Source organism: Bradyrhizobium sp. HKCCYLRH2047 (assembly GCF_051168175.1).
Lineage (GTDB): Bacteria > Pseudomonadota > Alphaproteobacteria > Rhizobiales > Xanthobacteraceae > Bradyrhizobium.
Genome location: NZ_JBNPUM010000002.1, coordinates 328,888 through 353,986 on the forward strand (window position 1 = coordinate 328,888; position 25,099 = coordinate 353,986).

Here is a 25,099-nt window from a genome sequence, read left to right on the forward strand (position 1 = left end):
TGTCGGTGGTCTTTTCGATTGGAGACGTCGCTCGCGAGCGGCGCCCCTTTCCGTGCTGGCCGTCCGTCGCGGCCGGGTCACTCCGCCGCGAGCCGCGACGCGCCATCCCAGGCATAGGCTTGGGCATCGTTGCCGGCGACATCGGGGGTGATGCCCATATATTGCAGGGCGCCTTCCAGCGTCGGTGGCTGGATATGGCCGGCCAGGAAGCGGTCAACGACCGAGAGATGGGTGTCGTAACGTTCGGGCTGGCTCTTCCACACCCATTCGCAGACTTCGCAGCAGAAGTTCAGCTTGCGTCCATTATGCGTGGTGATCCGCGGCGCCTGGCCGATGCTCGGGCTGCAGATCGGAATGTGGCAGCAGTTGCAGACGATCGGCAGCGTCGCCGGATAGGTCTTCTCGATCCGGCCGGTGCGGACATTGTCGCCGATCACGTCCCACAGCTTGCCGAATCGATCGTTCCAGCCGGGATACTTCTGCTCGAGCCAGTCGCGCTCGGCGGCGGACACGCCGGCGTCGGGATTCCACCACACCGTCGGCCGCCAGAACCAGACGCCCATGTGATAGGCGTGATGGACCCAGTCCAGCTCCGGCAGGAAGTGCTCCTCCCAGTACCATGGCACGTTCATGCCGAGGTCCTTGAACTGGTCCATGAACTGCCGGCAGATCCAGTCCTGCATGAACTCCTTGAACGACATCGTCCGGCTTTCCAGCGGCGTGTAGTAATCCATGGAGATGCCGGTCAGCAGCGCGAACAGCTTCCACGACCGCCAGAACATCTGGTCGACCATTTTCTGCGCCTCGGCCTTCTTGCCGTTCTGGATCATGATCTTCAGCGTCGGCTCACCCTGCTGCGAATGCCGCGCCTCGTCGGTCTGGATCGAGGAGATCAGCGCACCGAACTCGATGTCGCCGACATGCAGCGCGTCGGAGGCCATGCCGAGGAACTGCAGATTGGTGAAGCCGGTCTCGAACGTAAATGTGAGCTGGATGGCCGTCGACACCGCATCATTGGCGGTGAACATGTCATCGAACAGGCTGCGCGCCGCGATCACGCCCCATTCGTTGGTGTGCATCGCCTTGTGAGCCCAGTCGAATTGCGGGTCCTTTCCGAGCAGGCAATAGGGGAAGTAGATCTGCGCCTGGCCGTGGCGGCATTCGTCGAGCGTCCCGAACGCGGCCATGTTGCGCCAGGCTGCGGCGCGGCCGAACCGTGCCATGCGCGCCTCGCCGATCGAGGCGAAATATTCCGGAACCGGGATCGCGCCGTAGTGCGCCTTGATCGCCGACTTCCAGCCGGCGTCGAGATTGTCGTACAGATTGGAGCGCGCGATCGTCGAGCGGATCGAGTAGATGCCGTCGTCCTTGCCGGCCTGGTTGTGGACGTATTCGCGATAGGTCAGCTTGTACGGCTCGTCCCAGACCCACCATTCCTCGCCGTGGATGCCGAAGCTCTTGGACAGCTCCTCTGGAAAGACCTCGTCCTCGCTGACGTAGGAGAAAGCCCAGTTCATGTCGCGGGCCGTGTCGTAATAGTCCCGCCGCTGCAGCTTCGGCATGCGTTGCTCCTCCCGAGCTATGTGATCGCGTTCGTTGCTCTTCGTTGCGGTCCGCTGCCGCCCTTGATGGGCGAACGTTGTGCGGCGCGTGGCGATGGCGTACGAGTCAGGCGGTTGGACCTGATAGATCGTCGCGCGATGTTGTACGATCCAGTGTAGGACGCATTCTTTGGTTTTTCTTTAGGCCGCGGATGCGCACGAACATCGAGCGTATTCGGGTGCGATCGGGAGCGCAGGCGACCGCATTCCTGCTGCTACGCAGGTGACGAGATGATGCAATGCGAAGGGAAGGCGGCGGCGAGGATCGGCGCGGCCGTATCGACCAAGCGGGCCGATCTGTTCAAGCGAGCAGCTCGATGCCCGTCATCGTCCCGCTGCCGATGATGCGTGCGGCGGGATCAAAGACCGGTGCAACTCTCCGGCCGTTCAACGGCCGAGGCCGACGACCTGAAGCACCAGACCGTCGAGCTTATCGGTGATCGAAATCTGGCACGCCAGGCGGCTTTCCGGGCGCACGTCGGCGGCCTCGAATTCGAGCAGGTCGGCCTCGATGTCACCGGCGGGGCCGACACGGTCGATCCAGGCCTTGTCGACGTGACAATGGCAGGTGGCACAGATGCAGGAGCCGCCGCATTCGCCGATGATGCCGTCGACGCCGTTGCGTTTCGCCGCCTGCATGGCGCTTTCGGTGAGCTCTGCATCGACTGTCCGTACGGTGCCGTCTGGCTCGATGAAGGTGATCCTGGGCATGAATCTTCGGGTCCCTAGATGAACTGCCGGCCGCCGTCGACGATCAGGGTCTGGCCGGTGATGAAGGCCGCGGCGTGTGACGCGAAGAACAGCGCGCCGCCGACCATGTCGTCGACATCGGCCGCGCGCTTCAAGGCGCCGCGGGACACGCCATATTCGGCGGCGTTCTCGATCAGGCCGAGGCTGGCCTCGGTGAGCGTGAAGCCCGGCGCGATGACGTTGACAGTGATCTTGTCGTCGCCGAGCTCGCGCGCCAGCGCACGGGTCATCGCGATGACGGCGCCTTTCGATGAGACGTAGTGAAGCCACATCGGTGATCCGCTCATGACGGTCGCCGACGACACGTTGACGATCGCGCCGCCGCCGGCGCGCCGCATGAGCGGCGCGGCCGCCTTGCTCATCATCCACACGCCCTTGATGTTGACGCGCATGACCTGGTCCCACTCGGCTTCGGGGATCGCCTCGAAGCCGCGACGCGCGAGCCCGGCATAGATCGCGGCATTGTTGACCAGCACGTCGAGGCCGCCCATGCGCGCAAGCGCGAATTGCGCCAGCGCCGCGGTGGACGTCTCGTTGGCAACGTCGACCTCGGCGGCGTGCGCCTTGTGGCCGCGGTCGCGGATCAGCCGCGCGGTGTCCTCGGCGCCGCCGAGACGGATGTCGGCGGCCACGACCTCGGCGCCGGCCGCAGCGAAGGCGAGCGCGAAGCCGCGGCCCAGCCCACCGGCGGCGCCGGTGACGACCACACGTTTCCCATGCAGCTGGAACGCACTCATGCTGAAGCCTCGATGTGCAGCAGATCCGTCATGAAGGCAGACGCTGTGCCCTCGGCGATCAGTGCCTGGGCCATGGTGGTGCCGGCCTCGGTCAGCATCGACGGCAGCACGAAGCTTTCCAGCATCGCGAGCGTCTCCTTCGGCGGCGTATCGAACCAGCCGCCGATCGTCGCGACCCCATGGCCGGTGAAGCGCCACAGCTTGTCGGCGTCCTTCATCAGCGCATCCTCGTGCGAGATCGCCTTCTTGCGGGTGTCGTGGCCGTCGATGATCGCCAGGATGGTCTCCACCTGCAGCCCTGGAATCGCCAGCCGTGCGAACGATTCGGCCGCGATCTTCACGCCCTCGATCTCGTGGGCGCGCTGCAGCTCGGGATATCTGGGATTGGGACCGACGGCGGCGGCGAGCTGCTCGGGCGGGAATTTCTTCCAGCCGACGTCGTGCATGAGGATCGCCGGCAGCACCACGGAGGCGTCCGCTTCGGGATGGATCCGCAACAGCGCCTGGCCGAGACGATAGGAGATCAGCGTATGCTCGTCGTTGGAGCGCACGTCGAGCCACGGCCGCGCCGCGAGCCAGACCGGCCAATCCTGGTCGCGCAGAAAATGCATCACCGCAGCTCCGCGTCGTAGGTGAGATAGATGGTCTTGTATTCGAGATAGTCCTCGATGCCGTAGCGGCCCTTCTCGCGGCCGATCCCGCTCTGCTTCATGCCGCCGAACGGCGCGCGCTGGTTCGAGCGCTGGATGTCGTTGACCCACACGGAGCCGGCTTCGAGGCGCTCGGCCAAGGTCAGTCCTGTCGCCAGGTTGCGCGAGAACACGAAGGCGGCCAGTCCATAGACTGTCGCATTTGCGAGCCGCAGCGCCTCGCTGCGTTCGTCGAATGGGGCGACACCAAGCACAGGACCGAACGTTTCCTCGGTCATGACGAGCGCGGAGGGGGGCGCATCGGCGATCACGGTCGGCGGCAGGAACCAGCCCTTGTCGTAGAGTCCGCCCGTCAACCGGGCACCGCCGGTCAGCACGGTTGCGCCATTGGCACGGGCATCGGCGATCTGCCGCTCGCTGTTGCGGTAGATCTTCTCGTTGACAACAGGTCCGAGTGCGCAATTCGAGGTCAGCCCGTTGCCGACGTCGAGCTGCGCGACCTTGTCGGCGAGCGCAGCGAGAAAGGCCGCGTAGATGGGGCGCTCGACATAGACGCGATTGACGCGGTAGCAGAACTGGCCGGAATTGGCGAACGCGTGACGGGCGATCGCAGCGGCCGCTGCGCCGATATCGGCGTCGGCGCAGACGATGGCCGGGCACTGGCCACCGAGCTCGAGCGTGATCCGCTTCATCGTTCCTGCGGCTGCAGCGGCAATCGCCTTGCCAGCTCGGGTGCCGCCGGTGAACGCAATCTTGCGCGGTGTCGGATGCGCGATCATCTGCATGCCGAGGTCGGGGCCGCGGCCGGTGACGACATTGAAGCAGCCCTCGGCAAAGCCGGCGGCATGGAAGATCTCGGCGAGCCGCAGTGTCGACAGCGGCGTGTCCTCGGCAGGCTTGGCGACGACGGTGCAGCCGGCCATCAGTGCGGCGCCGAGCTTGAAGCAGAGCAGCGTCACCGGATAGTTGAAGGGCGTGATCGCGACGACGACGCCGACCGGCTCGCGGGTGATGACGATCTTTTCGCCGGCCACACCCGTCAGCGGCATCTCGGCGTGCAGGCGCAGGCCTTCCTCGGCGTAGACGTCGAGCAGTTCGGCCGAGCGCTGAATTTCGCTGATGGCTCCCGCCAGCGGACGGCCAAGCTCCCTGGTCAGCAGGCGGCCGACCTCACCGGCACTCTCGCGCATCAGCCGCGCCGCGTTCTTCTGCAGGCGGGCGCGCTCTGCCACGGGCGTCGTTTTCCACGATTGGAATGCGATCTCGGCTGCGTGGATCGCGGCATCGACATCCGCGGGCCCGGCCTCCGGAACGCTGTCGATCGTCTCGCCCGTTGCCGGATCGACGACGTCGAAGGTCGCGCCGCCTTGGGCTGCAACCCTGCGGCCGCCGATGAACATGTCCATGTCCGCGCCCCTCGCTCAGATCAGGTCGAGCATCAGCGCGGCCCGGGTCTCGCCCAACGCCGCCTCGGCCATCAGCCGTCCGGCTTCGGTCTCGAGCACGGCGAGCTGGGTCGTCAGGCGCGACGCATATTGACGTGGCGTCATCTTGAACCAGTCGCAGGCCACCGCGACGCCGGTGGTCGTGTAGCGCCACAGCTTGTCGGCGTCGCGCACGATCCGGTCGTTCAGCGAGCGCGGGTAGGGGCGGGTGTCGTGGCCGTCGATGATCTCGCCGACCGCGACGATGATGTCCTCCGGCCAATCGGCCTGTTCGAGGACTTCGCGCGACATGCGGACGCCTTCGCTTTCGTGGAGAAAGCGCACATCGGACTGCATCATGTTGGGGCCGAAGCCCTTCTCGATGATGTCCTTCATGTCGATCGCGTACCAGCCGATGTCGTGCAGGATGATCGCGAGCGAAACGATGTCCTCGTCCGCGTCCGGATAGTGCACGAGCAGCTTGCGCGCGTAGGCATAGGACAGGGGAATATGGACGTCGTTCTTGCGCGCGCGCATGTACGGCTCGCTGATGCGCCAGACCTCGTCATAGCGGTTGCCGACATCGGACCTATCGAGCATTGCAATGTTCCATATGCGGAGAGAGGCCGGCGCTGCCGGCCTCTCTCGATTGGGTCAGGACAGGATGGTCACTTCGCCGGTCGAGCCGTTGACGCGCAGCATCTGTCCGTTCTTGATCGAGGAGCTAGCGCGTCCCGTGCCGGTGACGGCGGGCAGGCCGTATTCGCGGCACACGATCGCGGCGTGGGACATCATGCCGCCGATGTCGGTGACGATCGCGTTGATCTTGCCGAAGATCGGCGCCCAGCTCGGCGCGGTGACCGGCGCGACCAGGATCTCGCCCTGCTGGATCTGGCCGAGCTCGTCAGCGGAGCGCACCACGCGGGCGCGGCCCTCGACGAGGCCGGGGGAGGCGGCCATGCCGGACAGCTTGGTGGTGTTGGCAGCGCCATCGAGCCATCGGCCGATGCTCTCCGTGGTGATGCCCCACAGCATGATCGTGAACGGCTCGGTGATGACGTCGGGCGGATTGTTGAGCGCGGGCTGCGGCGGTGTCGTCGCGAGCGCAGCCAGGATCTTCTTCCGCCGCTCGATCTCCGGCGGCCAATAGGTCGGACCGATCGCCGGTGCGCCGACGGCCCAGCCATTGCCGTAGTCGAACAGCGCCTCGCGGACCTCCTGACGATTCAGATAGAACAGGTCGTCGGCGTCCTTCCAGAAGCCGGCATCGCGGAAGATGGCGCCGAGCTCGCGCATCTTGCGCCAGAATACGCTCATCGACCAATGCTCGATGTAGAAATTGTGGTTCTCGACATAGGGAAACACGGTCCGGGCCAGGCCCAGCTTGCCCTCGAAGGCGGCGCGTGCATCGGCGTCCAGCATCTCGGCATATTCGGACGTGATGCGGTCGCGCTCCTTGGCGATGGCCTCCGTCGGCCGGTCGATCTCCTCGCCCCGCTGCACGCGGACGACGTAATCCCTGACATAGCCGAGCGGGATGTCGAGATGCTCGATCCAGTACTTGTCGGTCGAGTAGAAGCCGTTGCCGGAGGTGAAGTTGAACCAGGGATCCTGCGCCTCGCTCCAGGCCTTCAGCCATTCGCCGCCGTTCGGCGCACGGCCGACCGCGGCCAGCGCCTCGTCGACCGATCCGCTCTTCAGGGCATCGGCGACACCGAGCGTCACGGCGTGCTTGGCGAGCTTCTTCAACTCGTCGTCCGGACGAAACAGGTCGACTTCCACGCCCTGCACCATCTTGGCGATCGCCTGGTCGGGAATGGTGGGGAATTGCCCCTTCATGAAGCTGAAGAAGTCGAGATAGGCCGCGTAGCCGAGATTCAGGAACTCGAAATGATACTGCCAGGTCTTGTAGAGCAGCTGGATCACCCGGTCATAGGTCTCCATCAGCGCGTAGGTGTTGTCGAGGCCGACTCCCGCCGTGATCCACTCCAGCGGCACGGCTTCGGGCAGCGGCTCGAAGTTGAGCGCCTCGAGATCGGCGATGTTGGCTCGGACCTTCTTGTCCCAGTTCGCCAGCAGGCGATCCCAGTTCTGGAAGTAGTAGCCGGCGCGCTCCATGAAATGCGGCACGCGGCCTGCGATCAGCTCGGGCGCCACCGCCACCGGGCTCATGTAGCAATAGCCATTGTGGATGCGGTATTCGACGCCGTTCGCCGGCGGGATCAGATAGTGCCGCGTGTTGTACTGGCCGAGGCACTTGACCGCGAATTCGACCGTGACGGCGTCGAACGGCTTGAACGGGCTCGGCCAGTGCTGCGAGTCGCAGAACCAGAACTTGCCGTCCTCCTTGTCGCGCAGGCTGTTCTGGAACTGGAGATAATAGGGGTAGAGCTTCTCCCAGCCCTCGGCGCCGACCGGCGTCTTCAGGTCATAGGGACTTGGGAATTTCGCATGCGCCGTCATTGTCGTTTTCCCCTCGGTTATCTGTTGTTTGTTGTCGTGATGCTCACCGCTTGGCCTGGACCGGGGCCAGCAGCGTTCCAAGTACACCCGCAATCCCGGTCTCGTAGATCGCGGTCGACTGCTTCTTCCTCTGGCTCCAGACGGTCTCCGGCCGGCTCTGCAGCGCGACGAGGTTCTCGTCCTCAGGGAGATCGGCATCGATCGCCCATTCGACGTCCTGCGGACAGCCCATGCTGCGCTCGAGCGACTTGGCGAGCCTGGCGACGGCGAGCACCTGGGTATTGGACAGGGAAGGCAGGGTGCGACGTTCCGGCGCGATCACGCGCTCGACGGTCCGGCGCTCGGCATGATCGGCGACGAGCTCGAAATCCTTTTCGGCGATGCGCTGCTTGATGACCTGCAGAAGCACCTTCTCGACGACGAAATTGTCGGGCGTGATTTCGCCGGAGACCACGGGCTCGCCGAGCCCGAAGGCGGAATCGATCACGATCTTGGTACGGTCGCCGTTGATCGGATCCAGCGTCATCGCCACGCCCGCGGCGGCGGCGTTGACCATCTTCTGGACGCCGACCGACATCAGCACGTCGATCTGGCCGAGCCCGTTCTCGGCACGGTAGGAGATCGCGCGCGCGTTGAAGAGACTGGCCCAGCACGCCTTGACCTTCTCGACCACGGCGTCCTCGCCGACCACCCAGAGATAGGTATCCTGCTGGCCGGCGAAGCTGGCGTCGGGCAGGTCCTCGGCGGTCGCCGACGAGCGAACCGCCACCGGCAACTGACCGTCGGGCGACATCCGGCGATACGCCTCGCGGATCGCCTGCTCGACCGCGCCCGGCATCGGCTGCGCCATGATTGCGTCGCGGATCTCGTGCGACAACTTCTCTTCGTCATCGACATCGTCGAGCACGATCCGCGACAGGCGCTCGCTGATCGTCGCCTCGAGTCCGTTGCTTCGAAGATGAAGGGCGTAGGCGTCGGTCGCGACCGCAAATCCCGCGGGAACGCGCACGCCCTGGGCGATCATGCGCGCCAGGCTCCCGCATTTGCCGCCGATGCGCGGGAAGTCGTCCTCGCGTGCGGCTTCGAACGGCACGATGAAGGATGCGGCTGCGTTGGCGCCCATGCGTCTGTTCCCCACCTTATGGCCCGGATCGGCTCCGGACTTGTTGTTGCTTGTGAAACGCGGCCAAGTGACGATCGTCGCGTCAGGTCACGTCCCATTCGATCCGAAGCGCCGTCGGCACGCGGAACGAGATGTTGTGAACGAAGTCGATGGTCTGGTCGGCAGCGAGCCGGAGACCAGGAAGCCTGCGGGTGAGCTCGCCGAGCGCGATCGCGAACTCGATGCGGGCCAGCTGCTGGCCGACGCAGGTGTGAATGCCGTAGCCGAAGGCCAGATGGCTTCTCGCGTCGGTGCGCCGGACGTCGAAACGGGTCGGCGCGGAGAACACCGCCTCGTCGCGATTGGCGGAGCCGATGAGCAGGAGGATATTGGAATCCTTCGGCACCGGCACGCCGCCGATCTGGGTGTCATTCAGGGCGCGCCGGCGCCAGGCCACGATGGACGGGCTGAAGCGCAAGCATTCCTCGACCGCCTTCGGAATGAGCTGCGGCTCGGCGATGATGGCTTCCCAGTTGTCGCGCCGCTGCAGCAGCTCGCGCATGCCGTTGGCCATCAGGGTCGTCGTGGTCTCGTGGCCGGCGAACAGTACGCTGTAGAGAACGCCCGCGATCTCCTCGTCGCTGATCTCGGCGCCGTCCTTCTGCAGTCGGACCAGATCGCCCGGCAGATCGTCGGTCGGATCGTCGTGGCGCTGACGCACCAGCGCGCGGCAGTAGGTCCAGTATTCGACCATGTTGCGCGCATGCACGATCTGCTCGTCGTCGCTGAGGTCGCCCCACGTCAGCAGCGCGCGGCTCACCGCCCAGGACTTCACGCGCGGCACGTCCATATTGGGAATGCCGACCAGCTTGAACAGCACCAGCGCCGGCACATCATAGGCGAACTCGCGGAAGAAGTTGGCATGTCCGCGATCGGCGAAGGCATCGATCGCCTGGTTGACGATCGCCTTGATCTCCGGCTCGATCGCCCTGAACCGGCGCGGCCCGAAGCAGCCCTGGACCAGCTTGCGGATGCGGGTGTGATCGGGCGGTACCCGCGCCGACAGGCCGGAATAGGCGGTGAAGCCGCCCTCGCGCATGATGCGCTTGCCTTCCTCGCACATCGGGCGAAGCGGGGCCTGGGCGTTCTCCGAGGAGAATGTGCGCCAGTCGTCGAACACGGCCTTGATGTCGGCGTGGCGCGCGACGACGTAGTATTTCAGCTCGTCGGAGAAGAAGACCGGCGCCTCGGCGCGGGCCCATTCATAGAACGGGAACGGATCGCGCATCTCGAAGGGATCGAAGTCTTTGGCGGCGTCGCTATAGGGGCACCGCGCCAGCTGAGCTGCCGAACCTGGCATGTCGTCCTCCCATTCGCCGCCCTTGGTGGCGACGTTGTCATGGGCTCACTCTAAGCGGCGGCCTTTGGGTTTTCTTTAGCCCTTAACTCTATGACAATTTGAGACAAATCGTCAATTATGCGGGCGGCGGCAGCCCCATGGCGCATGGCCTGGCCGGCAAAGGTCGCGTTGCCGAGCCGGTCGCGAACGAGCGGCCTTACGCCGTGAGCTTGCGGTGCAGCTCCTGAAGCGAGGCGCTCTTCGGCCGGTTGTCGAAATGCTTGAGCGAGTCGAGGTACAGCTTGAACTGGCGGTCGATCGCTTCGCGTCGTCCTTGCGCCTTGAACACCTGCATTGCCTCGGCATGCGCCATCTCGCACAAGGGATCGATCGCCAGCGCCTTCTGGCAATGCGCGAGCGCGGCCGAGTGGTCGTTGCGTTCGAGATAGATCCGTGCCGCGTCGCGTTGCACCTTGAAGAACATGTCGCGCAGCCAATAGCGCTTGCTCCAGCACCAGTCGCGCTCGCCATCGTCGGCGTACTCGACCGGAATGTCCTCGAACAGGTCTCCGGTGTACAGACGGTCCGCCGCCTGCAGACAGATCAGCGCCTCGTCGCTGGCGCCCGCCTTGATGTGACCCTGGGACTGACGGCAGAGCTGTTCGAAGGTTGAGATGTCGAGCCAGCTGCGCTCCGGGGGCACCAGCACGTAGCGCGATCCCTCGCGTCGGACATAGTTGCGCGTCTCGTCGCGTCCGTTGGGCTGGCCGAGCGCCAGCCGCAGATAGCGCACGGTGTGATAGAGGCGGTTACGCGCGGCCTCGATGTCCTCGGCGTTGGGCCAGAGCAGATCCGCAAGCTCGTCGGTGGCTGCGCCATGGCCGCCCTTCTGCAGCAGATAGGCGAACAGGGTCTTGGTCTTGCGGGTCGCTCCGCCGGGCGGGTCCCAGTTCACCTGGCTGCCGTCGTTGCGATAGATCCGCAACCGTCCGAAGCAGCGGATCTTCCAGCGGTCGCGGCTGTCGAGATGAACTGTACTGGGCTCTTCTGCCGATCGCCGCAACAGCCACATGGGGTCGGCGCCTTCGGCTGCGTGCAGCGTGGCCGCCGATGTCCCGATCCGCAACTCCGGCGCGATCGCGCCGAGCCAGAAATCGACCTGCTCGCGCAACGCGCCGCGCGTCTGCAGCCGCGACGGCAGCCAATGCGGATTGTCCACCAGTCCGGCGCTGGTGAGGATCTGCGGATGGCCGCGCAGCGCGACGAGCAACTGCTCGTCGATCAGCACCCGGCGGTTATAGAGAGAGGCGATCGAGACCTCGGACTGCTGGGTGAGCGTTTCAGCAAGTGCGGGCCAACCCTCGAAATTGGCCGTCGCCGAGTTGGTCTCGAGGCCCCAGCTCATGTCGACGACGAGCAGGGCGGGGCCGTGTCTGCGGGTCGGCGCCACCCACCTCTCGATTCGGCCTGCGACATCTCGAAACGAGATCGGCACCCGCAGCAACGCCATCTCGACAAAGCTCTTGCCCTCGACGAATCCGCTCTTGTTGATGCGCTTTGCGAGCTTCTCGACCCGCGCGACCGCGTTGACGTCCGCCGCGATCACGAAGATCCGGCACGGCTGTGCGACAGTCTGGTAAAGCTTGAAGAAGTCCGCAAAAAGAAGCTTTTGCTGCGTCGCGAATAGGGCGAGGTTGACAGAACTGTTCTTGGTCATGGGTCCTCACCCGCGACAACCCCATTGCCGTCAGCAGACTGGAGGTAGTCTAAGAGCGGCCGCCGGAAGGTTGCAAGGCCCTGTTTCGCGAGCATTCCAGCAAGCTGGCGAGATCCAAAGGCCGTGAAATGCGGCAGCGAAATGAATAGCCTTCAGCGACGATGCATGTTCGGGTTCGAGGGAGGGGGATGCGGATCGAGCAAGCCAGCGGAGCTGATTGTCTCAACGCGAGGCTCCTCTAGACCGACAGGCGCTCGTGGATTGCCGCTCCATGACCTCTCGGATGAAGGGGGACGCCGCTAGAACTGTCGGGCTGGCAGCGAGTTGATGATTGATGTTCGATGGAGGCCAGCCGCGGGATAGGCTTTATCCCTCAGCTTGTCATATGAGAAGTCTGGCTCCGTTGTCTGCAGCTTGCGAACCATCTCGAAAGAAAGCTCACGGTGCCCATTATGGGCATAGAGAGCTGACAAATATCGCAAGGGTGGAGCAAAGGTCGGAGCAAGAGCATGGCTGGCTTCTGCAAGATGGACGGCCTTGTCCAGTTCTCCCGCCATGGTCCCCGCAATGCAGCTCAGGGCATCGAGCTGAAAACGGAAAGGCGCCGCACCAGCGATCGTACGGGCAAGCAATGTGTGCTGAAAGCCGTCCTCTGGTTTGCCGAGATAGCTCTTTGCGATTCCCAGACAGGCCCAGGCGATCGGGTTGGCGTGGTTCAGTTCGCGCAGCCACTCACGTTCCATCTGCCACCTTCATTCGATGGGACCGAGGGGGGCGAACGAAGACCGTGAGTGGTGCGCTCAGTGTTATCGCAGCCGAGTCTGCAGAGCGCAGCATTGAGCGTATTGTCGCCAATCGGGCGACGATAGGCGAAGCGCCAAAGTCGCGGTGGCGAGCATGAAAAACCCGCCTTCATCTCAGCGTTTGTAATCCTTGTCTGCCGGCTTCAGGTGCCGGAAATACGGGGCGGACTCGGCCGGTTCGATTCCACCCACGACTCGCGATACCATGACCTCCGCGAACTTCCATCAAGAATACCGGCAGAGGGGGCGGACGCCAGCGATGGGCAAATGCGGCTTGTCTTTGATGTTGAGGGGTAAACGGCCGACGGCGGATGCGGGCGAACGGTCCAAATGGTGCCCTGGCCGGAATCGAAGCACCGCGAAGAATGCTGTAACCAAGGCTTCCTGGAAGCACCCGAAGTCGGTACTCACAGCCTTACTCACATGATTTATGATTCCATAGGCCATTCGGCTCTCTTGATGGAGCCGTCCACGGCGGTTCATCTTCATCAACGTTGTGCAATGAGGATCAATGAGCTGCGTGGTCAGCAAGCCGGCGGACTTCAACGTCATCAAAGTTGTCTCGTCGGCAACGAATCGATGATCGATGACCGATGCAGGCCGGCCGCAGGATAGGCCTTGTCGCGCAGCTTGTCGTATGAGAAGTCCGGTTCGCTGGCCTGCAATCTCCCCACCATCTCGGAAGAGAGATCGTGCTTGCCTTCGTGCGCATAGAGCGCTGAAAGGTAACGCAAGGGTGGTGCGAAGGTCGGCGCCAGCGCATGACTGGCCTCCGCCAGATGGACGGCCTTATCGAGTTCGCCCGCCATCGTCCCCGCGATACAGCTCAACGCATCCATCTGGTATCTGAATGGTGCAGTTCCGGCGATGGTGCGCGCAAGCAGCGTATGTTGGAAGCCCTCGTCGGGCTTGCCGAGATAGCTCTTGGCGATTCCCAGACACGCCCAGCCGATCGGATTGGCGTGGTTCAATTGGATGCTGCGTTCGGCCAGTTCGTATGCGGCGACGTAGGACCGCCGCATCATGGTCTGAACGTGCGCGCTCAGGCCCGCAACATAAGAATTGTGAGGTTCGAGTTCGAGGGCGCGGTACATGAAGTCGAGGGCCTCGGCTTGCAGTGTCTGACGGCAACTGAATTGTCGTTCCGCAAGTAGAAAGGTTCGCAGATAGGCGCGCCAAGCCAGATAGATGCCGCGTGATTCAATATTGAATGCGGCCGCGAAGAGCTTATCGGCCGTCGCAAAGTTGATCTTGCCGAGCCTGAAAAGATGCAGAATCCCCGAATAGCAGAGATCGGAGGCTACCTCGGCATCCGGCCCTCCCGAACGGACCGTGATGAACTGATCGATGGCGACGTTGACGACGAGATTGACGCACCGCATGACATCCGCATCGTTCAAGTCCAGCGCCTGAATGCCGGGTAGCTGCAGCGTGGACGACCACTTCAGGGTATGTTCCGGTCGCTGCGACAATGCGAGGCGGACGATTTGCCTCGTGTGGCCTCCGAACACGTCCGAATGTAGCGAAAGCGTCTTGCGCGGCGCTGCGTCCTTGTCGTCGCAAGCCGGGTCCATCGTATCCCGACAATCGATGACCTCGGCGACGCCGAGTTCCTGTATGGTTTTTGCTACCGAGTCGATCAGGCTGTCCGCGAGCAACGATGCGTCGGACTCTCCAGACTTGGAGTTGCGAACCAGCACGATCCGATTCCGTGGAATCGAACGTCCGCGCACCGGTTCTTCGAGGGCAATGTCCGCACGGCGATCGGTCCTTGCTTGGCGCGTAGTGCGGCGATCGCTGAAGTTCTGACGTTGCGATCGAAGCCAGTCCTCGAAACCATCTTCGCCAATATCGATGCCTTCCAGGAGTTCGCCGGAGTCGTCCGCTTTTGTGGCAAGATCGAAATCCGTATCAAACAAGGTCGGATCGAGCGCCAGCACATAGCTGTCCGCAAAAAGCACTCCGTGATCGTTTCCAAATGCCTTTCGAATTTCTGACAGGCTTTGGCGAAGGCTTGCCGCGCCCTGCTCCTTGCCTCGACTGCCCCACAGCTTATCCTGGATCCAGACGCGCGATCTTTTGTTTTCAGGCGATAGCGCCAGCATTGCCAGCAGTGCGCATGCCTTCCGTCCCCGCGGTGTGCAGTCTTCACCGTTCGAATTGATGATCTTGGGCGGACCAAATAACCGAAGATGCACCTTGGCTGTCGAACTTCGCATGGATCGCTCTTGAGGGTCCTGCCCTGTCTTTCGTAGCCCGCTACCCTCAAAGGTAGCGGAAGACGTTTCTCAACCATGGAGTGAAATCCTGCGGCAAACACCTGTCAACGTGAAATATGCGTGAAATTGCGTTAATTCCGACTGCGGACGACTTGACCGTTCAGGGCTTCGAACTGAGCATCGCGACGTACCTGAGGTTGTTCGTCGGGTTTTTCCGGGGAGGCGCAAATGGCGCGGATAAGCGGCGAGAGCGGTGAAAGTGGCGAGAGCGGCGAGAGCGGTGAAAGTGGCGAAAGCGCGCGCTCCCGGTCGTTCACGGCAGCACGGGCGCTCATCTCGGGTCGCGAGGGCGTGGTGGGGATGTGGCGGGATGTTGGTACCCCCCCGGCAAACTACGAAGCCAAACCGTACGCGCTGGACCGCTGGTCGACGCCGGTGCGATTGCGAACCCTGACCGCCGAACTGCTGTCCGGAATCTACTACGATGCGGGAGATTGCAACGAAGCGAGCGAGTCCGTTTGCGTCGAATATCGTGGTCGCGGCGAAGACGGTACATGCGCGTTGATTCACATGATCAGGCCAAGTCCATCCGATTTCGCCAAACAGCTTATCTTTGTGCATAACTATGCGGCACTTCGTATGGAGCGCAGCGGCGAGATCATGACGGAGATGACGGACATCCTGTCGTTCCTCGGCTCGGTCGGCTTCCTGCACCCGGATAGAACCCGACGGACGTTCGAACTGCTGACGCTGGTCCTGAACGTGACCGGCCTGATCGAGATGCGGGTCAAGCATGCGCTGGCCTGCCGGCGACCGGTCGAGTACTCGCCCCAGATCCAGCCGATGATTCCAACGCCCGGTCACGGCTCACTGCCAAGCGGGCACGCGACGGAATCGTTTGGCGCCGCTTTCGTGTTCTATGCGTTGCTGTCCCAAGCCAGAAGCGGACGCATCAAATTCGATAGCGACGATTCGACTTTCGTGCAACTGATGCGGATTGCCGAACGGATCGCCATAAACCGGACGGTCGCCGGCGTTCACTTTCCAGTCGATAGTGTAGCCGGCATGAAGCTCGGTCTCGCCTTGGCGGAGTTCTATATTGCGCGTTTCTGCGGCGGCCGTTTTCTGAAGACTCATGCTTTCGATGGGCGAGGATTCGACGGCGACTTCTGCTACGAAGATTGGATCTCTGAATTCGTCGACGACCCTCAGGAGCGAAAGGCCAAGTCCGACAGCGGACGCAAAATATCTGGAAATACGCGCGCCGAAGTGCCGAAATCCTGTGATCTGAACCATCTCTGGGACCAGGCGGTCGCGGAGTGTCAGTTGATGATCGGAGTGGTGGGCAAATCGCGATGAAGCTTCATTGGAAAAAGACCGCTTGCGACCGTCCCGATCCCTATCTGGACTGGGAATTCCGGACCCGGCGCAAGCCCAACCCGGATCCCTGGTGCTCTGTGCAAATCCAGATCAGGCCGTTGCGCAGCGCTCTTGCGAGCCTTTACGAGCTACAACGCGCCGTCGATGAGGGCTACGTGCCTGACCACGACGTCCCGGCCAAGAAATTCACCATTCGAATGAGCGATGACGAGCGGACTCTCCTGAGTTGGTGGATCAAGGCCCTGGAAGGGCCTAAGCCGCCAGAGATCGATGAAGTCGACATGCAGTTCTTCATCTATCGACAGGAATCGTTCATCTATCGCGACGGCCAATACCGCGATCCCGGATTTTATCGCTCTCTTTTCGTGGGGCCGCCAATCATCGGTTTGCAGTTCAACGACTTCAACGCCAAGCCTGATACGACCACGTTCGAGCCGTCCTTCCTGGCTGCCACCAAGGTTGCCATCGGCATCATCGACGACGGGATTGCCTTTGCGCACGAACGATTTCGAGAGCAAGGCACAGGCTCGAAGATCGCAGCCATGTGGCTGCAGGAGACGGAAAAGCGGGATCCGGCAGACAACGCGGTCGTATTCGGCCGCCGCCTGAAGCATGACCAGATCAAGCAGCTATTGCAGGAATGCAAGAGCGAAGACCAGATTTACCGGAAGGTTGGTGCGACCGATTTCAGCAAGGCCGGCGCCTACAATCCTCTGGCCGCACGCGTCAGCCATGGGACGCATTTGCTAGATCTGGCTGCGGGCGGAAATCAGGGCACCGAAGGAATATCGATCCTCGCTGTTCAATTGCCTTCGGTTGCGACGATCGATACGTCGGGGCTGACGATGGGGAGCTATGTACTGCAGGCGGTCCGGATGATCATGACGTGGGCCGATGCGTTGAGCGAAAGCAGGGAACCAATTCCGCTTGTCATGAACTTCAGCTACGGCCTTCTGGCTGGCCCCAAGGATGGCAGCCAGTATCTCGAAAAGGCGCTCGCCGGCATGGTCCATCACCGTAACAAGCGCCATCAAAACCCCAATCTGACCCGCTTGGTCATGCCGGCGGGCAACAGCTATCGTACCCGCGCCGCCGCCAAGTTGGAGCTCAAGAAGCGGGTGGAAAGCCTGGAGTGGGTCATCCACCCCGACGATGGCGCCATGAACTACGTCGAAATCTGGCTCGATACCGGCGCCGAAGGCAAACGGGGAGAAGCGCCGGTGGAGGTCTGGTTGACCGCACAGGATGAGGGAACGAGTCACCCCATTCGGCCGAGTGTGGGTCAGCTTCATCAGGCGACGATCGGCGGCGGTGCGATCGCCGGAATCTATTTCCAGCGCATTCAGCATGGCAAAACGGTACGCGAACGTATCCTGCTCGCTGTCAATCCGACGGTGCGCAACGACGAGTGCCGCGAGATCGCGCCTTCCGGGCGCTGGAAGCTGTCCCTTCGGAATTTAACTAGGAAGGCGATCACTGCGCATGTCTACGTCCAGCGCGACGATACGCCGTTCGGCTACCCGCGGCGCGGCCGCCAATCCTACCTCGATCACGCCGGCGCCTATGAGCGCGATCCGCAGACCGGCGATTATCGAATGCAGAGGGACGGTTGTCCAATTAGGTATGCGGACACCCTATCTTCGATCGCAACCGGCTCGATGAATGAGAGCGACCACGTCATCGTTGTCGGCGCCGCCGAGGCATCAGAGGATCATCCCCCTTCCGACTATACATCGAGCGGTCCCACGTTGGTTCGGTCAGGGCCGGATTGCTCCGCCTTCGCTGACGAAGGCCACGCGCTCTGGGGCGTGCTCGCCGCGGGCACGTTCAGCGGCTCCGCAGTCAAGCTCAACGGTACGAGCGTCGCCGCGCCTCAGATCGCGCGGAAGGTGGCAGACGAACTACGGGCAATCGCTCATCCAGCTTCTGACAGCACGGCCGCGCCGGTTTGCATCAATCCGGCCGCGACTAATCCGGTCACGATTCCCATCGATCCACCCGATCCGCGGCTCGGAAAATACATCTTCCGGCCCCGCTCCGATCGACACATTCCGAGGCGTCGATATCCGGCGGTGACGGGGCTCTAGACTGTTCGCCCGCTCTTGCCGAATTGCAGGCAAGGCAATCAGCGCAGTCGTATCCACGCATCAGGCGGGACAGATCAATGGTCTGCATCTAACAGTTAGTTGGAATCGCGAAAATTCGCAGAGTGCTGATGTTTTTCACGAGCGATTTGCGCTGAAATTGCGCTCAATTCACGTCGTCAATGCATCCTTCGCGCGCGCTTGCAAACATTGCAGCGATGAAACGCAGTAGGAGAATTGGCATGGCCGAGAAAGACGATTATCCGATTAATTTGGCTGAGGCTGTTCAACAGCAGAGCATGCTTGCCGTCTACGGCGTTCCTATCAAGGATACGTCGCTCGGCGACTTTTCCCGGCTCGTTTCGCCCGGGCTGACGCGGTTGGCTCAAATTAGGGCCTACGCTATCGGCGAGTTCTGTGTGCGGCTTCCAAAGCCGGTCGTGATGCTGTTGCCGGGGGAAGGGATTCCGACCTCCGATTCCTGCGCTCGGCCCAAGGAACTGAAGTGGTCGGTACTACCAGTTGACAAGACCGTCGCCGTTTCAATGTCGACAGGAAGCTTCATCGAAGTTCTGGACGATGTAGCGACCAAGGGAATTGATGGCGGGTTGACGTTGGAGAACCCGCGGATTCAGGACGGCAAGGCCTGTGTAGACATTCACGCTTGGGCGAGAATCGAAATTTTTGGAGCGCATGTAGATTTTGATCAGCGGATTCCTGTCTGCGTTCCGCTCGAAGGATGCCACACGGTTTACGACGTAGGTTGGGCAAACGTACAGGTGTGTTTCCGAGCGCCTAACCAGCTATGCGCCAAGCTCTGTATTGGAAAGTGGGGGTTGTCAAAGTGCTGGGATTATTGTGTCCCGGTGCATCTCGTCACCGCCGCAGTAGCGAAGCCCTGCAAGTGTCAAAGCGAATAGCCTGACAATCAGTTTGGCGGCCAGCGGAAGGCGGCCGCCAAACTCTGGAGAGTCCTCAAATCCTGTCGCCCTGAAGTGTGACACTCAAAGCCTGGGAGAAGCAGCATGACCGACCGAGTCCGCGTTCGATTCGCGACCAATCGAAATCCTGTCCCAGGTCCCGATCTGTTCGGGCCAAAGTACAGAGACAACAATCCGAAGCACTATGTCACGGGATCAATCGACGTCTACCGGCTGTCCAACCTTCCGGATACCGGTTGGGTGCCGGACTCCAATTCGGTGCAAATTGATCCGCCGATCGACGCGTCGGTGTTCCAGCCGACCACGCAAAATCACAATGACATCGTGGCGTTCGCGCGCGATCGCGTCGCCGCGGAGCTCGCATCGGCCCGCGCGTCGCAATATGGCCTGATATTGCTGCCGGGTTTCGATTCGACCTTTTTAGGTTCGATGAGCCGTGCCGCGCAGGTCATGTCAAACTACAAAGCGGCAGACATCTTCTGTTTCTCATGGCCATCCCAAGGAAAATTGGACTTGGCGAGCTACAAGGCGGATCGTGATGCGGCCGCCAAGTCCGCCAATGCCGTCGCCGACTCGCTTCGCAGGTTGTTCGCCGTTCTCAGGGCGCTTAAAGCCAACCTCCCGGTCTTGCACCTCGTCCCTCATTCGATGGGAAATTATGCACTTCAAAACGCCGTTCAGCTGATACCCGCGAAAGAACGCAACACTCTGCTATTCGAAAGCGCGTTTCTGATGGCGGCCGACGTCAACTACGACGCCTTGTCGAAGGCCAGCGAACTGAAGCCATTGATCACCCTTGCCAAGAAAGTTCTCGTATACAAGAACGGCGGTGACCTGGCGCTGTCGCTGTCCGGCAGCATTCTTCTCAACAACTATCCTCGCTTGGGACAGTGGGGACCGCGTGATCTGAGCAAGCTTTCCAAGACGGTCAACTCGATCGACTGCTCTGATGTTGGATCAACCCAGGGAGACGACGGCGGGTCCCACTACGGACATCAGTACTACCGTCTGTCTCCCTGGGTCCTGAACGATGTTGTTCAGGTTCTGGCTGGAATACCGGCCAACAAGATCGCGGGCCGCCTTCCCGCGATCCCCGATGAAGGAGGCCGCGCTTGGTGGATTCCGTACGATTCGGGGGCTGCATCTTCAGGACGCGGCAAGCCGCGCAAAAACGAGGGAAAGCCGACCAGACGCAAGAAGTGAGCTGAGGTTGGGTCCGGTGGCCCATGATGGTATAGGGAGTTTCGGTGACGCAATCTTCTCCTAACGGCCACGCATCTCACCCCTGCGCAAACTGCCCGTCGTGCTGATTCCCCTTGCACCGTCGGGCAAATCACCTGCACATTTTCGGCCATCCCGCCCGCACTGAGAGGGGCGTATCGCGATCGTCACGGGACGTTGCGGCGGGGAGCGGTGGCCGCGGGGCGACGCAGCATCTCATGGAGGTGCGGACGAACGTCGTTTTGCGGACGGTCAAGCCGTGTGGTCCCGACACCCCGACGCTGGTGTCTTGGTCGGCGACGATGTCGATGACGGGGGCAAGCAAGCCGGTCCCCAGGGAGAGCACGGAGCAGCCGTTCAAACCATTGCGCAGGGAAGGCCGGGTTGTTTCCGGCTGAGCCTGTGGTTCCTGCCCCGTGCATTTTTTCCGCACGGGGGCCATGGGTGCCAGTCGGCACTCGGCCTTCCCTGCGCCCTCTCATCTGAAGAGGACGCCATCTGCAGCAACACTCGGGCCGATCCGGTCGTGAGATCGCGGCGGCATGGGCGCAGCAAGGCTGTGGCGAGCGGCAGGCTGTTTGACAGGGTTGATGGGAGATCGAAGAGCGCGGCTCGAGCGAGAGTTGGGGGGGCTCAAACGCCCGGTTTCGCCAAGAGGCTACGCCGGCACGCTTCGCCCTCAGGGCCCCCGCGCGGCCGCGCCGCGCCAGTCCGAACGGCTCAAATGGTGCCCCTGGCCGGAATCGAACCAGCACTCCTTGCGGAACTCGATTTTGAGTCGAGCGCGTCTACCAGTTCCGCCACAGGGGCATTCGCCGGGCCTGTGCAGGAACCATAGCGAAGCGGGCGGACTATAGCGGGCGGTCGGGCCGGGTCAACCCGCACGGACGTGATGGGCGCGCATCTCGACAGCTTTCGCGGGCCGGAGTAGGAGCCGGAACGGCCCGGCATGGGACCGGAGGCAGCCCCGTTCGGGAGGACCGATGACCAATACTTCTGTGATGGCGCGCCCTGCGGCGGGGAGCATGAGCCCGGCGGTGGCGGCGGCGCTGCTCGCGGCCGGCATCGCGGCGGCGGCCTTGGCCGGCGCCTGGTACATGCAGCTGGTCTGGGGCCTGCAGCCCTGCGAGCTCTGCCTGAAGCAGCGCTGGGCCTATTATGCGATCGTACCGCTCGGGCTGCTGATCGCGCTCGCCGCCAAAGGCGGCGCACCGCGCGCGCTGGTGCTCGCAGGGCTCGGCATGGTCGCGCTGGCCGCGCTCGGCAATGCTGGGCTCGGCGTCTATCATTCCGGGGTCGAATGGGGCTTCTGGCCGGGCCCGACCGAATGCACCGGGCCGATCGGCAATCTCGGCAGCGCCGGCAGTCTCCTGGAGCGGCTAGACAGCGTCAAGGTCGTACGCTGCGACGAGGTGCAATTCCGCTTCCTCGGCCTGTCGCTCGCCGGCTACAGCGTGCTGATTTCGCTCGCCATCGCCGCCATCGCCGGCTGGGGCATCACCCGGAAGCGCGCCTAGTCGTCGACATCCTCCTGCGGCCGTCCGAACAGATGGACGATGCCAGGGGTGGCGATGGTGACGAACACGAAGCGCGACAGGTGATGCGCGCCGACGAAGATCGGGTCGATGTGCAAGGTCAGCGCCAGCGCCATCATCGCGTCCATGGCGCCGGGCGCGAACGCGACGATGGTGTCGGAGAAGCGCACATGCGTCACCAGCACGATCACGGTGACGAACAGCGCCGAGATCGCCACCGCGATCGCGAACGAGCCGAGCGCGGCCCTGATATGGCCGACCAGGGTCTTCACCCGCATCCGGGCGAAGCGGCTGCCGATCAGGGCGCCGATGCCGACCAGCGCCACGCCGCGCATCCATTCCGGCAGGCCGCCCTCGACGAGGCCGGTGCCGTGCAGGAGGCCGCTGGCGACCATCGCGCCGAACAGCCAGCTCGCCGGAAATTTGATCAGCTGCATCAGCATCGCCGCAACCAGCGAGGCCACCAGCAATGCAAGCAGGCCGAGCGGCGAGGCGACGGTCTGGCCGAGCGAGATCGGCGCGGCCGGTGCGACGCCGGCCACGGCCAGCACCAGCGGCAGCGCCGCCGTCAGGATGATCACCCGCAGCGTCTGCACCACCGCGATCGCCGGCAGGTCGGCGCCGCGCTCGACCGCGAGCATCGTGATCTGCGACAGCGCGCCGGGACTGCCGGCGAGCAGCGCCGAGGTGCGGTCCCAGCCATGGACGCGCTGCAGATAGAGGCTGGAGCCGAAGGTCGAGCAGAACGTCGCGAGCGCCAGCAGGCCGATGGTCACCGGATAGGCGCTGACATGGTTGATCAGCTCGCGCGAGACGACGGCGCCGATCGAGATGCCGAGCAGCAGCAGAATGGTCTGGGTCAGGATCGGCGGCATCGCCAGCGGGCGGCCGGCGATCGCGGCGATCGCGGTCGCGATCATCGCGCCGGAGATCAGCCCGCCGGGCAGATGGGCCACGAGGAAGATCAGGCCGCCGGCGGTGCCGAGCACGAGGGTCTCGATCGCGCTCAGGGTCTTGGCGCGGCTCGGCAGGTCGAAGGGGAGGGAGGAGATGATCTGGCGCACGGCGCCTTATGCCAAAAGCTGCCTGCGCAAACAATTCCCGCCGTTGCGCAGGCGCCATGCGCGCTTGCGTCCGCGGGCGCTGGTCATTTCGGCTTGTCCGGCGTCGGCAAGGGAGCGGGCGCGGGTGTCGTCGCGGCAGCCGCCGCCGCCTTGTCGCGCTTGCAGGCCGAGCGGAATTTGCCGCGTGCCTTGCCCTTCAGCCCCTGCTCGTCGGCCTCCTTGGAGCAGGCGATGGAAATCGTCCGGCGCGCAGCCTTGTCCAGGGTGGCGAACTTGTCGGTGGCGGCATCGGGCCGCGCCGGCAGCGTCAATCCGGGTTGCGCGCGGGCGGGGCCCGCGGCCGACAGGGTGGCCATTGCGATGGCCGCAATCGCCGCCCGGGCAGTTACTCTCATGCTGAAGTCCTCGAACGAAAGGCATGGTGCGATGTCCGGCGATGCTGAACCCGCAGTGAATGGAATGAGCCGGATCGCCGCGCGAGGCAAATTATATTTTCGCGCGGCCACGCTCCCGCCTGCTTTGTCGGTCGCAGGCGTCTCGCTAGAATTACCGTCCCATTCAACATGCTCCACAGGGAGATCTGGGATGAGTTTTCACGCAAGATCATTGGTTGCTTCATCACTCGCCACGCTGGCCGTGATCGGCCTCGCGACGTTCGCCGCGGCGCCGGCGCAGGCGCTCACCGCGCAGGAATGCAGCGCCAAGTACAAGCAGGCGAAGGAGGCCGGCACGCTGGGCGGCCAGAAGTGGAACGACTTCCGCAAGGCCCAGTGCGGCAGCGATGCCACCGCGGCCGCGGCACCGGCGGCTCCGGCCGCACCCGCGGCCGAGGCCAAGCCGGCCAAGGAGGCGAAATCCGACGCCAAGGAGGCCGCTCCCGCGCCGACCGGTCCCGCCGTGTTCCCCAACGCGGTGGACCCGAAATACGCCAAGGAGAAGCCCGGCAAGGCGCGGCTGCAGACCTGCGTCGATCAGTACAATGCCAACAAGGCGACCAACGCCAATGGCGGCCTGAAGTGGATCCAGAAGGGCGGCGGCTACTACAGCGAATGCACCAAGAAGCTGAAGGGCGCTGCCTGATCCGGATTGACGTGACGTTGCCGGCGGGCCGGGGGCATCATGCGGCCGGCCGCCGCTCTCGACGCCATGCATCGCCGCGAGACCGCCGGCCGGACCGGGCTCAACGCCGGTCGCGCGGCGGTCCTCGCCGGTGGCGGGGCATTACTGCTCCGGTGATTTTGGGGCTTGCCTTCCGGTGCGGGAAATGACCCTGCTCTCGCCATGATCTCTGCTGTCCAAGGTATGCTCGGCCTGGTTTGCGGCGCGATGGTCGGGTTCTCGCTCGGCCTCGTCGGCGGCGGCGGCTCGGTGCTGGCGGTGCCGCTGATGGTCTATGTCGTCGGCGTGCCCGAGCCGCACATCGCGATCGGCTCGAGCGCGATCGCGGTCGCCACCAACGCGGCCATCAATCTCGCCAATCATGCGCGCGGCGGCACCGTGATCTGGCCGATCGCGGCGCTGTTCGCAACGGCGGGAATCGTCGGCGCCTTCACCGGCTCGCTGCTCGGCAAGATGGTCGACGGCCAGAAGCTGCTGGCGCTGTTCGCGCTGGTGATGATGGTCATCGCCATGCTGATGCTGAAGACGCGCGCCCGCATCGGCACCCCCGATGTGAAGATGAGCATGGCCAACATCCCGGCGATCGTCGGCTTCGGTCTCGCCACTGGCACGCTGTCCGGTTTCTTCGGCATCGGCGGCGGCTTCCTGATCGTGCCGGCGCTGATGGCTGCGACGGGCATGCCGATCATGAACGCGGTGAGCTCGTCGCTGGTCGCGGTGACGACCTTCGGGCTTACCACCGCGGCGAGCTATGCGTGGTCAGGGCTCGTCGCCTGGGATCTCGCCGGACTGTTCATCGCCGGCGGGATCGCCGGAGGTCTTGCCGGCACGCGCCTGGCGCGCCATCTGTCCGAACGGCGCGGCGCATTGAACGTGGTGTTTTCGGTCGTGATCGCGGTGGTGGCGCTGTACATGCTGACACGCAGCCTGCTGCATATCTGGAGCTGACC

General features: G+C 63.4%; 21 protein-coding genes and 1 tRNA gene. 7 read left to right on the forward strand and 15 right to left on the reverse strand.

Features of this window, described 5'->3' with window-relative positions; translation table 11 throughout:
- Positions 1–77: 77 nt before the first annotated feature.
- The 12 genes from ACQR1D_RS05055 to ACQR1D_RS05110 form a co-directional block, all read right to left on the reverse strand.
- The gene (locus ACQR1D_RS05055; RefSeq protein WP_316181166.1) at positions 78–1,562 is read right to left on the reverse strand and encodes an aromatic/alkene/methane monooxygenase hydroxylase/oxygenase subunit alpha; all 1,485 of its coding nucleotides are present in this window, start codon (positions 1,560–1,562) and stop codon (positions 78–80) included.
- Positions 1,563–1,988: 426 nt separating this feature from the next.
- Entirely contained in the window at positions 1,989–2,312 is a 324-nt protein-coding gene (locus tag ACQR1D_RS05060; RefSeq protein WP_316237156.1) for a 2Fe-2S iron-sulfur cluster-binding protein, read from the reverse strand.
- Between the two features lie 14 nt (positions 2,313–2,326).
- Positions 2,327–3,088 carry an SDR family NAD(P)-dependent oxidoreductase gene (locus ACQR1D_RS05065; protein ID WP_315804572.1) on the reverse strand — a complete coding sequence of 254 codons (762 nt, stop codon included), beginning with the start codon at positions 3,086–3,088 and terminating at the stop codon, positions 2,327–2,329.
- Positions 3,085–3,699, reverse strand: coding sequence for an HD domain-containing protein (locus tag ACQR1D_RS05070; RefSeq protein ID WP_315804571.1), 615 nt, complete (start codon positions 3,697–3,699; stop codon positions 3,085–3,087). Before ACQR1D_RS05070 ends, ACQR1D_RS05065 begins: the two co-directional genes overlap by 4 nt.
- Entirely contained in the window at positions 3,699–5,144 is a 1,446-nt protein-coding gene (locus ACQR1D_RS05075) for an aldehyde dehydrogenase family protein (protein WP_316218017.1), read from the reverse strand. Before ACQR1D_RS05075 ends, ACQR1D_RS05070 begins: the two co-directional genes overlap by 1 nt.
- A gap of 15 nt (positions 5,145–5,159) precedes the next feature.
- Complete coding sequence (locus ACQR1D_RS05080) at positions 5,160–5,762, reverse strand: HD domain-containing protein (RefSeq protein ID WP_316218016.1); 603 nt, start codon at positions 5,760–5,762, stop codon at positions 5,160–5,162.
- A 54-nt stretch (positions 5,763–5,816) separates the two neighbouring features.
- Entirely contained in the window at positions 5,817–7,625 is a 1,809-nt protein-coding gene (locus ACQR1D_RS05085) for a PEP-utilizing enzyme (RefSeq protein WP_434893785.1), read from the reverse strand.
- A 43-nt stretch (positions 7,626–7,668) separates the two neighbouring features.
- Positions 7,669–8,748 (reverse strand): PEP/pyruvate-binding domain-containing protein, encoded by a 1,080-nt coding sequence (locus tag ACQR1D_RS05090; protein WP_434838021.1) that lies wholly within the window; start codon positions 8,746–8,748, stop codon positions 7,669–7,671.
- 82 nt (positions 8,749–8,830) lie between these two features.
- Positions 8,831–10,087, reverse strand: a complete 1,257-nt coding sequence (locus ACQR1D_RS05095) for a cytochrome P450 (RefSeq protein ID WP_434838020.1) — start codon at positions 10,085–10,087, stop codon at positions 8,831–8,833.
- Between the two features lie 196 nt (positions 10,088–10,283).
- The gene (locus ACQR1D_RS05100; protein WP_434838019.1) at positions 10,284–11,783 is read right to left on the reverse strand and encodes an AfsR/SARP family transcriptional regulator; all 1,500 of its coding nucleotides are present in this window, start codon (positions 11,781–11,783) and stop codon (positions 10,284–10,286) included.
- A 299-nt stretch (positions 11,784–12,082) separates the two neighbouring features.
- Positions 12,083–12,526: a hypothetical protein gene (locus ACQR1D_RS05105; protein ID WP_434838018.1), complete on the reverse strand. Its 444-nt coding sequence runs from the start codon at positions 12,524–12,526 to the stop codon at positions 12,083–12,085.
- A 611-nt stretch (positions 12,527–13,137) separates the two neighbouring features.
- Complete coding sequence (locus ACQR1D_RS05110) at positions 13,138–14,805, reverse strand: hypothetical protein (protein ID WP_434893784.1); 1,668 nt, start codon at positions 14,803–14,805, stop codon at positions 13,138–13,140.
- A gap of 228 nt (positions 14,806–15,033) precedes the next feature.
- Here ACQR1D_RS05110 and ACQR1D_RS05115 point away from each other — a divergent pair, with 228 nt between their 5' ends.
- The 4 genes from ACQR1D_RS05115 (at position 15,034) to ACQR1D_RS05130 (ending at position 20,413) form a co-directional block, all read left to right on the forward strand.
- Positions 15,034–16,164: a phosphatase PAP2 family protein gene (locus ACQR1D_RS05115; protein WP_434838016.1), complete on the forward strand. Its 1,131-nt coding sequence runs from the start codon at positions 15,034–15,036 to the stop codon at positions 16,162–16,164.
- Positions 16,161–18,272, forward strand: a complete 2,112-nt coding sequence (locus ACQR1D_RS05120) for a hypothetical protein (RefSeq protein ID WP_434838015.1) — start codon at positions 16,161–16,163, stop codon at positions 18,270–18,272. The genes ACQR1D_RS05115 and ACQR1D_RS05120 overlap by 4 nt, the downstream gene beginning before the upstream one ends.
- 239 nt (positions 18,273–18,511) lie before the next feature.
- Positions 18,512–19,189 (forward strand): hypothetical protein, encoded by a 678-nt coding sequence (locus ACQR1D_RS05125; protein WP_316237148.1) that lies wholly within the window; start codon positions 18,512–18,514, stop codon positions 19,187–19,189.
- Positions 19,190–19,294: 105 nt separating this feature from the next.
- Complete coding sequence (locus tag ACQR1D_RS05130) at positions 19,295–20,413, forward strand: alpha/beta hydrolase (protein WP_316237147.1); 1,119 nt, start codon at positions 19,295–19,297, stop codon at positions 20,411–20,413.
- Between the two features lie 743 nt (positions 20,414–21,156).
- Here the strand turns inward: ACQR1D_RS05130 and ACQR1D_RS05135 are convergent.
- Positions 21,157–21,241 (reverse strand) — tRNA-Leu (locus tag ACQR1D_RS05135).
- A 173-nt stretch (positions 21,242–21,414) separates the two neighbouring features.
- On the opposite strand from ACQR1D_RS05135, the gene ACQR1D_RS05140 reads away from it, so the two are divergent.
- Positions 21,415–21,948 (forward strand): disulfide bond formation protein B, encoded by a 534-nt coding sequence (locus ACQR1D_RS05140; RefSeq protein WP_434838014.1) that lies wholly within the window; start codon positions 21,415–21,417, stop codon positions 21,946–21,948.
- Here ACQR1D_RS05140 and ACQR1D_RS05145 read toward each other — a convergent pair.
- Complete coding sequence (locus ACQR1D_RS05145) at positions 21,945–23,030, reverse strand: AbrB family transcriptional regulator (protein WP_434838013.1); 1,086 nt, start codon at positions 23,028–23,030, stop codon at positions 21,945–21,947. The genes ACQR1D_RS05140 and ACQR1D_RS05145 overlap by 4 nt on opposite strands.
- A gap of 83 nt (positions 23,031–23,113) precedes the next feature.
- Positions 23,114–23,425 (reverse strand): PsiF family protein, encoded by a 312-nt coding sequence (locus ACQR1D_RS05150; protein WP_316181207.1) that lies wholly within the window; start codon positions 23,423–23,425, stop codon positions 23,114–23,116.
- Positions 23,426–23,615: 190 nt separating this feature from the next.
- On the opposite strand from ACQR1D_RS05150, the gene ACQR1D_RS05155 reads away from it, so the two are divergent.
- Positions 23,616–24,110: a hypothetical protein gene (locus tag ACQR1D_RS05155; protein ID WP_316218005.1), complete on the forward strand. Its 495-nt coding sequence runs from the start codon at positions 23,616–23,618 to the stop codon at positions 24,108–24,110.
- Positions 24,111–24,311: 201 nt separating this feature from the next.
- On the forward strand, positions 24,312–25,097 hold the full coding sequence (locus ACQR1D_RS05160) for a sulfite exporter TauE/SafE family protein (protein ID WP_316218004.1): 786 nt from the start codon (positions 24,312–24,314) through the stop codon (positions 25,095–25,097).
- Positions 25,098–25,099: the final 2 nt, after the last annotated feature.

Coding starts and splice junctions, on each gene's coding strand:
- ACQR1D_RS05055 (WP_316181166.1), bottom strand. CDS start 1,562: ATGCCGAAGCTGCAGCGGCGGGACTATTACGACACGGCCCGCGACATG.
- ACQR1D_RS05060 (WP_316237156.1), bottom strand. CDS start 2,312: ATGCCCAGGATCACCTTCATCGAGCCAGACGGCACCGTACGGACAGTC.
- ACQR1D_RS05065 (WP_315804572.1), bottom strand. CDS start 3,088: ATGAGTGCGTTCCAGCTGCATGGGAAACGTGTGGTCGTCACCGGCGCC.
- ACQR1D_RS05070 (WP_315804571.1), bottom strand. CDS start 3,699: ATGCATTTTCTGCGCGACCAGGATTGGCCGGTCTGGCTCGCGGCGCGG.
- ACQR1D_RS05075 (WP_316218017.1), bottom strand. CDS start 5,144: ATGGACATGTTCATCGGCGGCCGCAGGGTTGCAGCCCAAGGCGGCGCG.
- ACQR1D_RS05080 (WP_316218016.1), bottom strand. CDS start 5,762: ATGCTCGATAGGTCCGATGTCGGCAACCGCTATGACGAGGTCTGGCGC.
- ACQR1D_RS05085 (WP_434893785.1), bottom strand. CDS start 7,625: ATGACGGCGCATGCGAAATTCCCAAGTCCCTATGACCTGAAGACGCCG.
- ACQR1D_RS05090 (WP_434838021.1), bottom strand. CDS start 8,748: ATGGGCGCCAACGCAGCCGCATCCTTCATCGTGCCGTTCGAAGCCGCA.
- ACQR1D_RS05095 (WP_434838020.1), bottom strand. CDS start 10,087: ATGCCAGGTTCGGCAGCTCAGCTGGCGCGGTGCCCCTATAGCGACGCC.
- ACQR1D_RS05100 (WP_434838019.1), bottom strand. CDS start 11,783: ATGACCAAGAACAGTTCTGTCAACCTCGCCCTATTCGCGACGCAGCAA.
- ACQR1D_RS05105 (WP_434838018.1), bottom strand. CDS start 12,526: ATGGAACGTGAGTGGCTGCGCGAACTGAACCACGCCAACCCGATCGCC.
- ACQR1D_RS05110 (WP_434893784.1), bottom strand. CDS start 14,805: ATGCGAAGTTCGACAGCCAAGGTGCATCTTCGGTTATTTGGTCCGCCC.
- ACQR1D_RS05115 (WP_434838016.1), top strand. CDS start 15,034: ATGGCGCGGATAAGCGGCGAGAGCGGTGAAAGTGGCGAGAGCGGCGAG.
- ACQR1D_RS05120 (WP_434838015.1), top strand. CDS start 16,161: ATGAAGCTTCATTGGAAAAAGACCGCTTGCGACCGTCCCGATCCCTAT.
- ACQR1D_RS05125 (WP_316237148.1), top strand. CDS start 18,512: ATGGCCGAGAAAGACGATTATCCGATTAATTTGGCTGAGGCTGTTCAA.
- ACQR1D_RS05130 (WP_316237147.1), top strand. CDS start 19,295: ATGACCGACCGAGTCCGCGTTCGATTCGCGACCAATCGAAATCCTGTC.
- ACQR1D_RS05140 (WP_434838014.1), top strand. CDS start 21,415: ATGACCAATACTTCTGTGATGGCGCGCCCTGCGGCGGGGAGCATGAGC.
- ACQR1D_RS05150 (WP_316181207.1), bottom strand. CDS start 23,425: ATGAGAGTAACTGCCCGGGCGGCGATTGCGGCCATCGCAATGGCCACC.
- ACQR1D_RS05155 (WP_316218005.1), top strand. CDS start 23,616: ATGAGTTTTCACGCAAGATCATTGGTTGCTTCATCACTCGCCACGCTG.
- ACQR1D_RS05160 (WP_316218004.1), top strand. CDS start 24,312: ATGATCTCTGCTGTCCAAGGTATGCTCGGCCTGGTTTGCGGCGCGATG.